The sequence below is a fragment of the Streptomyces sp. NPDC060198 genome (assembly GCF_042728415.1).
GTDB lineage: Bacteria > Actinomycetota > Actinomycetes > Streptomycetales > Streptomycetaceae > Streptomyces.
Genome location: NZ_JBHWZJ010000226.1, coordinates 1 through 11,529, shown reverse-complemented (window position 1 = coordinate 11,529; position 11,529 = coordinate 1). Strand labels below are relative to the sequence as shown.

The following is an 11,529-nucleotide window of genomic DNA, read 5'->3' as shown; positions in this document are numbered from 1 at the left end:
GGTGCGGACCACCCCCGCACCGGGACCGCGCGTCCGCGCGCGAGGGTCAGCCGACCGCCGGTGTGCCGAGGAGGGTGAGGAGTGCCAGGCGTTCGGCGTCCTCGGTGCGCGGCTCGGCCGTGTAGACCATCACGCGCAGATCGTCCCCGGCGACGGTGAGCACGTCGCAGTCGAGGGTGAGGGTTCCCACGTCGGGATGGTCGATCGTCTTCCGGGCCGACTCGTGGGTACCGACCGCCCCCGAGTCCCACAGCTCGGCGAACCGGGCGCTGCCCGCTCGCAGTTCCGCCAGGAGGCTTGCGAGCCGTGGATCGCCCGGATAGCGGGCGGCGGCCGTGCGCAGGTCCGCGACCAGCGCCGTTTCGAGCGTCCGCCGCTCCTCCGGGGTCTGGCGGACCCGGCTCGTGCCGGGGCCCAGCAGATTGCGCCAGACCCCGTTGCGCTCGTGGCCGCGCCACCCGGCCGGGTCGCCCATCAGCGCCGCGTACGGCGGGTTGGCCAGGAGCAGCGTCCAGGTGGCGTCGTACACCGCGACGGCGGTGCCGGTGAGCCGGCCGAGCAGCCGGTGGACGCTGGGCGAGATGCGGGTGGGTACGGTGCCGGGGCCGGGCGGTGCGAGACCGGCCAGCCGGAAGAGGTGCTCGCGTTCCGCCCCCGAGAGCCGCAGGGCCCCGGCGAGGGCTTCCACGATCTGCCCGGACGGGTGGGTGGCCCGGCCCTGTTCGAGGCGGGTCACGTAGTCGGCGGAGATCCCGGCGAGCATCGCCAGCTCCTCGCGCCGCAGCCCCGCCGCACGCCGGTGGCCACCGGGTACGAGCCCCGCGGCCTCGGGCGGCACCCGGTCGCGCCAGCGGCGCACCGCCCGCCCGAACTCCGCCTTCGCCATGCCCACCAGTGTGCACCGGTGCCCGCCCGTCTTCCTGGTACCGCCGGTCCCAGGAAGACGGGACGTCTGGCAGGCACCCCGGCCGGGCCGGACAGTGGGAGGCATGACGAAGACACTGATCACCGGAGCGAACAAGGGTATCGGCTTCGAGACCGCCCGCCGGCTCGTCGCCGCCGGGCACACCGTGTACCTGGGCAGCCGCGACGCCGAGCGCGGCAGGCGGGCGGCCGAGCGGATCGGCGCCGGGCTCGTCGTCATCGACGTGACCGACGACGCCTCCGTGGAGGCCGCGGCGAAGACGATCGAGGCCGGGGGCGGACTCGACGTACTGGTCAACAACGCCGGGATCGAGGCGCGCACCCCGGACGGAGGCGTCCTCGGCGCGGGCGGTGAGACGGCCGGATCGATGCGGACGATCCTGGAGACGAACGTCCTCGGCACCGTGCGGGTCTTGCACGCCTTCCTGCCGCTGCTGGAACGCTCCGCCGCCCCGGTCGTGGTCAACCTCAGCAGCGGCCTGGCCTCGCTGGAGCGGATGGCCACCCCGGGCAACCCGGCATCCGCGTACCCGGGCGTCGCCTACCCGGCGTCCAAGGCCGCGGTCAACATGATCACCGTGCAGTACGCCAAGGCGTTTCCGGGAATGCGGATCAACGCCGTGGAGCCCGGCTTCACCGCGACCGACCTCAACGGGCGCACCGGTACCCAGACCGTGGAGGAGGGCGCGGAGATCATCGTGCGGATGGCGCTGGTGGGTCCGGACGGCCCGACCGGCGGCTTCTTCGACGCCGAGGGCCCGCTGCCCTGGTGAGACACCCGGCCCGGTGCGGGGGAGCGCAGACGCCTCTCCCGCCCCGGACCACGTCGTCTCAGCCCCCGTACAGCAGGTACTTCTTCCGCTTGGCCCGGAAGGCGGCGAGGTCGGATCGCCAGGCGCCGACCACCTCGTCGGTGTCCGCGCCCGCGTCGATCATGGTGCGGACCCGGGTGTTGCCGGTCAGCTTGTCGATCCAGTTGTCGGCCCGCCAGGCGAAGCCGCTCCAGGTCGCCTTGGCGGTCACCAGCAGCGCGATGCCGGTGCGCACCGGGTCGAAGACCTCGCGGTCGTCCACGTGGAGCTGCACCCCGCCGACCGTGACCCCGGAGAACTTGGAGAAGGTGGGCGCGAAGTACGCCTCGCGGAAGTGGACCCCGGGCAGCTCCAGCGCATTGGCCGCGGCGGCCCAGCGGTGGTCGATGCCGGCCGCCCCGAGCAGCTCGAACGGGCGGGTGGTGCCACGTCCCTCGGAGAGGTTCGTGCCCTCGAAGAGGCAGGTGCCGGAGTACACGAGCGCGGTGTCCGGCGTCGGCATGTTGGGGCTCGGCGGCACCCACGGCAGGCCCGTCGTGTCGAAGAAGTCCGAGCGCCGCCACCCCGACATCGTCACCGTGTCCAGGTCCGCCGGGCGGTCGGCGAAGAACTCGGCGTTGAAGAAGAGCGCCAGCTCCGCGACGGTCATCCCGTGCGCCTGGGCGATCTCCCGCCGCCCGACGAAGGTCCCGAACGCCGGATCGAGCACCGGACCGAGCGCCGCCCGACCGGTGACCGGGTTCGGCCGGTCCAGCACGACGAACCGCTTGCCCGCGAGCGCCGCCGCCTCCATGCAGTCGTACAGCGTCCAGATGTAGGTGTAGAAGCGAGCGCCCGCGTCCTGGATGTCGAAGACGACCGTGTCGACGCCGGAGGCCGTGAACACGTCGGCGAGCGGTTGGCCGTTCTTCAGATACGTGTCGTAGACCGGCAGTCCCGTCGCCGGGTCGTCGTACCGGCCCTCGGAGCCGCCCGCCTGGGCGGTGCCCCGGAAGCCGTGTTCGGGGCCGAAGACGGCCGTGAGGTTCACCCGGTCGTCGGCGTGCGTGACGTCCACGATGTGGCGCACGTCGGAGGTGATGCCGGTGGGGTTGGTGACGATGCCCACCCGCTCGCCGGCCAGCAGCCGGTAGCCACCTGCGGCCAGCCGGTCGAAGCCGGTACGGACCGGGGCGCGTCCGCCGCGCCCGGAGTCCTCGCCGCGCCCGCCCGCGGCAGCCGCCGTACCCCCGCCCGAGGCGGTCACCGCCAGGGCTCCCAGGCCTCCGCCCGCTGCCAGTACACCCCGTCTGGTCAGGCTCATCAAGCCACCTCCATGATCGTGCGGACTGTCATGGGCATGCACGCTAGTGCCTGCGGCGCCCGCGCGGAACGATCTCGGCGGGGCCGATTCACAACGGCGCCACGCCCTGCCTGGGCAGAATCCCAGACCTTCCCGCGACCCCTTCCCCGATCACATACCGACTGGTTAGTCTGCTGGGGCAGTCGTGCAGAGAGGCAGGACCCGATGAGTACGGTTCAAGGCGCCGGCGTAGTGGTCACGGGAGCCGGAGGCGGCATCGGCGCCGCCCTGGCCCGGAGATTCGCCGCCGAGGGTGCGCGCGTGGTCGTCAACGACCTCGACGCCGCACGGATCGGGCCACTCGCCGAGGAGATCGGCGGCACCGCGATCGCCGGTGACGCGTCCGGGATCGTGGACGCCGCCCGGGACGCCCTCGGCGGCGCCGTCGACGTGTTCTGCGCCAACGCCGGCCTCGCCTCGCCCGGTGACGTCTTCGCCGACGAGAAGGTGTGGGCCGCCGCCTGGGACGTCAACGTGATGGCCCACGTCCGCGCGGCCCGCGCCCTGCTGCCCGAATGGCTGGAGCGCGGCGACGGCCGGTTCGTCACCACCGCCTCCGCCGCGGGGCTGCTCACCATGATCGGCGCCGCGCCCTACAGTGCCAGCAAGCACGCGGCCGTCGCCTTCGCCGAATGGCTCTCGCTCACCTACCGCCACCGCGGCGTCAAGGTCCACGCGATCTGCCCGCAGGGCGTACGGACCGACATGCTCACCGCCGCCGGATCGGCCGGCGACCTCGTGCTCGCCCCCACCGCCATCGAACCGGAGGCCGTCGCCGACGCGCTCTTCGACGCGATCGGCGAGGACCGCTTCCTCGTCCTGCCGCACCCGGAGGTGGCCACGTACTACCAGGCCAGGGCCGAGGACCCGGAACGTTGGATCCGCGGTATGAACAAGCTCCAGCGCACCTGGGAGAAGGGGACCCTCGCATGACCACCACCCCGGACACGGCGGCCCCGTCCCCGTACGCCGCGAAGCCCTGGACCGGGCTGCTCTCCGAGACGCAGCTCGCCCCCGTCGAGCCCGCGGAGACGGTCCTGCACGCCTTCCGGGCCGCGGTCGCCCGCGCCCCGGAACACACGGCCCTCGCCTACTTCGACGGGCGGCTCGGCTACCGCGAGACCGACGAGCTCAGCGACTCCGTCGCCGGACACCTCGCGGCCCGCGGCCTGCGCCACGGCGACCGCGTCGCGATCATGCTCCAGAACACCCCGCACTTCGTCCTCGCCCTGCTGGGCGCGTGGAAGGCGGGCGCCACCGTCGTCCCGCTCAACCCCATGTACAAGGCCGGCGAGGTCGCCCACGTCCTGGACGACGCCGGAGTGACCGCGCTCTTCTGCTCGGACCGGGCCTGGGAGTCGTACCTGCGCGACACCGCGGCGGCCGCCCCCGGCGTCACGATCGCCGTCACCGCCTGCGAGCTCGACCTCCAGAGCGAGAACGACCCGCGCGTCCTCGGCTTCGAGCGGCTGCCCGTCCCCGGCGACGCCGACGACCTGGTGACCGTCGCCCGCAAGGGGCTCGCCGCCCCCGAGGGTCGCGGACTCACCGCCGCCGACACCGCGCTGATCAGCTACACCTCCGGCACCAGCGGAAAGCCCAAGGGGGCGATGAACTCCCACGGCAACGTCATGGTCAACGCCGCACGCCAGCGCAAGGACCACCCGATCCCCGAGGGCGCCGCCTACTTCGCCCTCGCCCCGCTCTTCCACATCACCGGCATGGTCTGCCAGCTCGCCGCCTGTCTCGCCAACGCCGGCACCCTGGTCCTCGCCTACCGCTTCGAGCCGGGCGTGGTCCTCGAAGCCTTCGCCACCCACCGCCCCGCCTACACCGTCGGCCCGTCCACCGCCTTCATGGCGCTCGCCGCCCACCCCGACGCCACCCCCGCCCACTTCGACTCCTTCGCGGTGATCTCCTCCGGAGGCGCACCGCTGCCGCCCGCGCTGGTGGAGAAGTTCCGGGCGGACTTCGGCCCGTACCTCCGCAACGGCTACGGCCTCACCGAGTGCACCGCCCCCTGCGCCGCCGTGCCCCCGCACCGGGAAGCCCCCGTCGACCCCGTCTCCGGCACCCTGTCGGTCGGCGTACCGGGAGGGGACACCCTGGTCCGCATCCTCGACGAGAACGGTGCCGAGGTGCCGCTCGGCGAACAGGGCGAGATCGCGGTGCGCGGCCCCCAGGTCGTCTCCGGCTACTGGAACCTGCCCGAGGCCACCGCAGCCGCCTTCCCGGACGGCGAACTGCGCACCGGGGACATCGGCTTCATGGACCGCGAGGGCTGGCTCTACGTCGTGGACCGCAAGAAGGACATGATCAACGCCTCCGGGTTCAAGGTCTGGCCCCGAGAGGTGGAGGACGTCCTCTACACCCACCCCGCCGTACGCGAGGCCGCGGTCGTCGGCGTCCCCGACGCCTACCGCGGCGAGACGGTCCGCGCCTACGTGAGCCTCCGGCCGGGCTCCGGCGTGGCGCCGGAGGAACTGGGCGCGTACTGCAAGGAACGGCTCGCCGCGTACAAGTACCCGCGTCAGGTCGAGATCCTGGCCGAGCTGCCGAAAACGGCGAGTGGGAAGATCCTCAGGCGGGAACTGCGTTCCCCGCGGTAGAACACGTTCACGGTGCAACGAAGGGCAGGTGGCGGCGATGGCCAAGGCGACGGCCAGGACGATGGAAGGGAACGGTGTGCCCGTTCCCCAGCGGCTGCTGGCCGCCGCCACCCGCCTCTTCGCGGAGCGGGGGTACGACCGCACCTCGGTCCAGGAGATCGTCGAGGCCGCCGGGGTCACCAAGGGGGCCCTGTACCACTACTTCGGTTCCAAGGAGGACCTCCTCCACGAGGTCTACGCCCGGGTGCTCCGTCTCCAGCAGGAGCGCCTCGACGCCTTCGCGAACGCCGACGAACCGGTGGAGAAGCGGCTGCGCGACGCCGCCGCCGACGTGGTCGTGACGACCATCGAGAACCTCGACGACGCCTCGATCTTCTTCCGCTCCATGCACCACCTGAGCCCGGAGAAGAACAAGCAGGTGCGCGTCGAACGCCGCCGCTACCACGAGCGCTTCCGCGCCCTGATCGAAGAGGGGCAGCGGGCGGGCGTCTTCTCCCTCGCCAGCCCCGCCGACCTCGTGGTCGACTACCACTTCGGCTCGATCCACCACCTCTCGACCTGGTACCGCCCCGACGGCCCGCTCACCAAGCAGGAGGTCGCCGGCCACCTCGCGGACCTGCTGCTGCGGGCGCTGCGGCCCTAGGGCGTGTCCGGCGGGGGCTCAGCCCTTGAGGCCCCCGGCGAACCCCTTGATGACGTACCGCTGGAGCAGCAGGAACACCACCAGGACGGGCAGCGCGGCCAGGACGAGCCCCGCGAAGACGAGCCCGTAGTCCGACACGTACTGGCCGACGAAGGAGAACACCCCCACCGGCACGGTCTCCTTGTCGGACCCGCCGAGATAGAGCAGCGGGGTGAAGAAGTCGTTCCAGACGAAGACGGCGTTCAGGATGACCACCGTGCCGGTGATCGGCCGCAGCAGCGGGAACACGATCCGGGTGAACGCCTGGCGGTGGTCGCACCCGTCGATCAGTGCGGCCTGCGCGTAGTCGGCGGGCAGGGTGCGGACGAACCCGGTGTAGAGGAACACGGTGAACGGCAGCTGGATGCCGGTGTAGAAGAGCACCATCCCCTGGTACGTCCCCAGCCAGCCGAGGCTGTCGACCAGCTTGTACAGCGGGATCATGCCCAGTTGGAAGGGCAGCACGATGCCCAGCAGGAAGAGGACGTAGAGGCCGTACCCGAGCCCCTGGGCCCGGCGGGCCAGGAAGTACGCCCCCGTCGAGCCGAGCACCACCAGCAGCACCAGGCTGAGGGCGGTGATGACCGCGCTGTTGACGAGCGCGGGCCCCAGCGACGCGGACGACCATGCGTTGCCGAAGTTGTGCAGCGTCGGCGGGGCGGGCAGGCCCAGCGGGGAGCCGGCGATCTGCCGGGGCTCCTTCAGCGCCAGCGTGATCAGCGCGTACACCGGGAAAAGGAAGAGGACCGCGACCGCGACCATGACCAGTTCCAGGGCGTAGCTTTCCCAGCGGGCCCGGCGGCGGACGGACTTCACGGACTCCACGTGCTGCGCGGACTTCACGCGGTCACCTCCCGGGCGCGCAGGAAACGCAACTGGACCAGCGAGACCGCCGCGACGAAGAGTGCCAGCACCAGCGCCACGGCCGTGCTGTAGCCGAACTTCCCGTACACGAAGGCTTCCTTGAACAGGGCCGTCGACAGGGTCTCGCTGGCGGTGCCGGGGCCGCCGTTGGTGGCCGCGTACACCTGGTCGAAGAGCTTCAGACCGCCGATGGTCGACAGCATGAGGTTGACGGTCAGCGCCGGGGCGAGCATCGGCCAGGTGACGTACCGGAACCGCTGCCAGGTCCCGGCGCCGTCGATCTTCGCCGCCTCGTGGAGCTCGGGCGGCACCCCTTGGAGCCCGGCGAGGAAGATGACCATCGAGTACCCGGCGTACTGCCAGACGACCATCGCGGCCACCGACCAGAGCGCCAGCGACGGATCGCCCAGCCAGTCCTGCCGCAGGGCGCCGAGTCCGACGGCCCCCAGCAGGCCGTTGAGCCCAGCCGTGGGCTCGGGGTTGTAGACGTACTTCCACAGGAACGCGACCATCACCGGACTGACGACCGCGGGGGCGAAGAAGACCACCCGCAGCAGCGACTTGCTCCGGATGTTGGTGTCGACCCCCAGCGCGAGCAGCAGACCCACGACGTTCTGCACGACGACCACGGCGACGGTCAGCAGCAGCGTGTTCACCACCGAGTCCAGGGTCCGCTGGTCGTCCAGGAGCGCCCGGAAGTTCGCCAGACCGACGAACGAGGCGTCGCCGATGCCGGACCAGTCGGTGAAGGCGTACGCCACGCCCGCGATGCTCGGGTAGAGCACCACGAGCGCGTACACCAGCAGCGCGGGGACCACGAACCCCCAGGGCGGGACCGTGAGATCACGGCTCGGGCGCGTACGGGCGCGGGGGCGGGCCGGTGTCTGGGGCGGCGGGATCGGGATCGTGGGCGGGGTCTTCCCGGGGCGAGCCCTGGGCCCGTCCTTCCCGGGCCGGGTCCCCTCGGGTTCGATCTCTTCGGGCTGGGGGAGCGAGCGGCTCATGAGGCCCTCCGGTAGGCGTCGTCCATCTGCCCGAGCGCGCCCCGGACGTCCGTCTCGCCGGACAGCAGATCCTGTACGGCCGCGAAGTGCGCGGGCTGCACCTCGGCGTTGGGCCACCGCTGGTCCATGAACGGCACGGCACGGCCTCCGTCCACGATCGGCAGGAAGGGCTCCAGGACCGGGTCGACGGCGGTGGAGGCGTCCCGCCGGAAGGGGATCGCGAAGACGGCGGACGCCCAGCGGTCGATGTTCTCCTGCTTCCCGAGGAACGCGATGAAGTCCGCCGCCCGGGGGTCCCGTTTCGCCCGTACGGAGACGCCGAGGCCGACCACGATCCCGGCCGGGATCCACAGCCGCGCCGGATCGTCGCCGCCGGGGAAGGGGAACATCGCCAGGTCCTCCGGGCTCCCGGTGGCCTCCCGGAACACCCCGAGCACCGCGGAGACCTGGACGGCCATCGCCGCCTTCCCGGTGGCGACCATCGCGGTCTGCTGTTCGAACGTGGTGCCGTTGGGGTTGTCGTTGAAGAAACCTTTGCGCTGAAGCTCCTGGTACCGGCCCAGGGCATCGGCCCAGCCCGAGTCCCGGAAGGTCGTCCGGCCGGCCGCCATGTCGTCGTCGAACCGGGCGTTGTGCGCGTAGACCGCGTTGGGCACCAGCGCGTAGCTGATCAGCTGCGTCACCCACGGCGTCTGCGCGCCGAGCGCGATCGGCACGACGCCCCGCGCCCTGAGCCTCGTACAGACGGCGAGCAGCTCCTTCCAGGTCGAGGGCGGCTCGACACCGGCGCGGGCGAAGACCTTCTTGTTGTAGATCGCGCCGATCAGGCAGCTGCCCGCCGAGTAGAGGTAGGTGTGCCCCTCGTACCGGTAGGCCGTACCGAAGGCCGCCGGGATGTTCGCCGTCCACGGCTGCGTACTGAGATCGGTGAGCAGCCCGGCCCTGGCCAGCTCGACCATGGACATCGCGCTGCCGCTGCCCGGGTACACCGCGTGCACGTCCGGGGCGTTGCCCCCGGCGAGCTGGGTGCGGACCACGGTCTGCATCTGCTCGGTGGGCGCGAACGAGGTGGTGAAGGACTCCCCGGGTCTGCTCCTGCGGTAGAGCTTCAGCAGCTCCTCCACCGGCTGCTGCTGGTCGGTGACCCCCACGATCCGCAGCCCGTCGCCGGAGCCGCCCGAGCATCCGGAGAGCACCGGCGGCAGCGCGGCGGCCGCCGCGATCCCGCCGCCGGCCCGCAGGAACCCCCGGCGGCCGCACGCGGGGGTGCCGCCCCCGCGGCCGGCGGCGCCGGTGCGAGCCGTGGTGCCTTCGTGGCCCTGACCCGTGGTCATGCGTGCCCTCCTGCCGAGGCGGTACGAGCCGGACGGCCGACCCGCCCTCCGGGCCCTCCCGCGCCGCGCGGGCCGAACCCGGGCCCCGGATCGCACGCGTGGACGGACACGACGGCATGGCGTCCGGCGCCTTTCGGGGCATCCGGCCGAAAACTCTCGCCGTACCTTCGCAGCCGACCGCTCGCGCGCCGGGCAGCGACACGGAGCGGGCTTCCGCACGGGTGAGCCGGCGAGGGCGGCAGGGAGCGCGGGAGCGCGGAGGGCCGTTCGCCGTGACCGGTGGGCGAACCACGTAACGCCCTGGCCTGCGCCGTCCGTTGACCGAACAGTCATGTCCGGTTCCTGCTCTTGACCGTGTACGGCTAACTGGCTGAATATCGGTCACGCACCGGCGTGCCCGGAACTCCGCGCGCCGCGCCGCACCCGCACGCGTACACCGCACGCCGCACGCCGCACCTGCACACGTACACCGCACGCGCGCCCGCACGCCGCATCGCACCGCGCACCACCAGCTCCAGGTCCGGCCGGGGGTACCGCCCCGGCCGGGTACCCCCCGCGCCTTCCGTCACCTTTCACGGAAATCGGAGCATGTGATGAGATCGGTCCTGCGCAGAACCCTTCCCTCCGCCGCCGCCCTCGCGGTGGCCTCCCTGCTCGTGACGACGGGGGCCGCGCACTCCGCGGCCCCCGTCGGCGTACCCGCCCCCGCGTCGGTGACGGCGGTCGCCGCCCCCGACATCCCGCTCGCCAACGTCAAGGCCCACCTGACCCAGCTCCAGTCGATCGCCACCGCCAACGGCGGCAACCGCGCCCACGGCCGTACCGGCTACAAGGCGTCCGTCGACTACGTGAAGGCGAAGCTCGACGCCGCCGGATACACCACCACCCTGCAGCAGTTCACCTCCGGCGGCTCCACCGGCTACAACCTTGTCGCGGACTGGCCGGGCGGCGACACCTCGAAGGTCCTGATGGCGGGGGCCCACCTGGACTCGGTGACCGCCGGCGCGGGGATCAACGACAACGGCTCCGGCTCGGCGGCCGTACTGGAGACCGCTCTCGCCGTCTCCCGGGCCGCTTACCAGCCGGACAAGCACCTCCGCTTCGCCTGGTGGGGCGCGGAGGAACTGGGCATGGTCGGGTCGAAGTACTACGTCAACAACCTCGCCGCCACCGAGCGGGCCAAGCTCACCGGCTACCTCAACTTCGACATGATCGGTTCGCCCAACCCGGGCTACTTCGTCTACGACGACGACCCGACGATCGAGCAGACCTTCAAGGACTACTACGCGGGCATCTCCATAGCCACCGAGATCGAGACCGAGGGCGACGGCCGCTCCGACCACGCGCCCTTCAAGACGGCGGGCGTCCCGGTCGGCGGGCTCTTCTCCGGCGCCGACTACATCAAGACCGCCGCGCAGGCGCAGAAGTGGGGCGGCACCTCGGGTATCGCCTTCGACCGGTGCTACCACGCCTCCTGCGACAGCTCCACCAACATCGACGACACCGCGCTCGACCGCAACAGCGACGCCATCGCCTACGCGGTCTGGAACCTCTCGGCCGCCACGGCCACCCCGCCGGCCGGGACGGTGTTCACCAACGCCACCGACGTGACCGTGCCGGACAACGGCGCCGCCGTCACCTCCGCCATCACCGTCTCCGGGCGCACCGGAAACGCGCCCGCCACCCTCAAGGTGGACGTGGACATCCGGCACACCTGGCGCGGTGACCTCGTGGTCGACCTGGTGGCACCGGACGGCACCGCCTACCGGCTGAAGAGCGCGAGCAGCAGCGACTCGGCGGACAACGTCGTCGCCGCCTACACCGTCAACGCCTCATCCGAAGTCGCCAACGGCGTGTGGAAGTTGAAGGTGCAGGACGTCGCTTCGGGCGACACCGGCAAGATCAACAGCTTCTCGCTCACCTTCTGACGCACCCGCACCCGCACTCGATGCGGACCG

The 11,529-nt window shown here is 72.0% G+C and carries 10 protein-coding genes; 5 read left to right on the top strand and 5 right to left on the bottom strand.

The genetic code is table 11. The annotated features are described in order from the left end of the window. Positions 1–46 precede the first annotated feature (46 nt). On the bottom strand, positions 47–886 hold the full coding sequence (locus ACFWEP_RS23850) for a helix-turn-helix transcriptional regulator (protein ID WP_387372682.1): 840 nt from the start codon (positions 884–886) through the stop codon (positions 47–49). Positions 887–989: 103 nt separating this feature from the next. Between ACFWEP_RS23850 and ACFWEP_RS23845 the strand changes: the two genes are divergently transcribed. Next, entirely contained in the window at positions 990–1,697 is a 708-nt protein-coding gene (locus tag ACFWEP_RS23845) for an SDR family NAD(P)-dependent oxidoreductase (protein WP_387372680.1), read from the top strand. A 58-nt stretch (positions 1,698–1,755) separates the two neighbouring features. On the opposite strand, the gene ACFWEP_RS23840 is transcribed toward ACFWEP_RS23845, so the two are convergent. Continuing rightward, on the bottom strand, positions 1,756–3,039 hold the full coding sequence (locus ACFWEP_RS23840; RefSeq protein ID WP_387372679.1) for an exo-beta-N-acetylmuramidase NamZ domain-containing protein: 1,284 nt from the start codon (positions 3,037–3,039) through the stop codon (positions 1,756–1,758). Positions 3,040–3,243: 204 nt separating this feature from the next. Between ACFWEP_RS23840 and ACFWEP_RS23835 the strand changes: the two genes are divergently transcribed. From ACFWEP_RS23835 to ACFWEP_RS23825, 3 genes are read left to right on the top strand one after another with little or no spacing between them, the layout of a single operon-like run. Then, positions 3,244–4,011, top strand: a complete 768-nt coding sequence (locus tag ACFWEP_RS23835) for an SDR family oxidoreductase (RefSeq protein ID WP_387372677.1) — start codon at positions 3,244–3,246, stop codon at positions 4,009–4,011. Beyond that, complete coding sequence (locus tag ACFWEP_RS23830; protein WP_387372675.1) at positions 4,008–5,687, top strand: AMP-binding protein; 1,680 nt, start codon at positions 4,008–4,010, stop codon at positions 5,685–5,687. Before ACFWEP_RS23835 ends, ACFWEP_RS23830 begins: the two co-directional genes overlap by 4 nt. 37 nt (positions 5,688–5,724) lie before the next feature. After that, positions 5,725–6,330 carry a TetR/AcrR family transcriptional regulator gene (locus tag ACFWEP_RS23825; RefSeq protein ID WP_387372673.1) on the top strand — a complete coding sequence of 202 codons (606 nt, stop codon included), beginning with the start codon at positions 5,725–5,727 and terminating at the stop codon, positions 6,328–6,330. 18 nt (positions 6,331–6,348) lie between these two features. On the opposite strand, the gene ACFWEP_RS23820 is transcribed toward ACFWEP_RS23825, so the two are convergent. From ACFWEP_RS23820 to ACFWEP_RS23810, 3 genes are read right to left on the bottom strand one after another with little or no spacing between them, the layout of a single operon-like run. Next, positions 6,349–7,212, bottom strand: coding sequence for a carbohydrate ABC transporter permease (locus ACFWEP_RS23820; protein WP_387372671.1), 864 nt, complete (start codon positions 7,210–7,212; stop codon positions 6,349–6,351). After that, complete coding sequence (locus ACFWEP_RS23815; RefSeq protein ID WP_387372670.1) at positions 7,209–8,237, bottom strand: carbohydrate ABC transporter permease; 1,029 nt, start codon at positions 8,235–8,237, stop codon at positions 7,209–7,211. Before ACFWEP_RS23815 ends, ACFWEP_RS23820 begins: the two co-directional genes overlap by 4 nt. Then, a complete protein-coding gene (locus ACFWEP_RS23810; RefSeq protein WP_387372668.1) occupies positions 8,234–9,571 on the bottom strand; it encodes an ABC transporter substrate-binding protein in 1,338 nt (445 codons plus the stop codon). The genes ACFWEP_RS23815 and ACFWEP_RS23810 overlap by 4 nt, the downstream gene beginning before the upstream one ends. Before the next feature lie 593 nt (positions 9,572–10,164). On the opposite strand from ACFWEP_RS23810, the gene ACFWEP_RS23805 reads away from it, so the two are divergent. After that, positions 10,165–11,499, top strand: a complete 1,335-nt coding sequence (locus ACFWEP_RS23805; RefSeq protein ID WP_387372666.1) for a M28 family peptidase — start codon at positions 10,165–10,167, stop codon at positions 11,497–11,499. Positions 11,500–11,529: the final 30 nt, after the last annotated feature.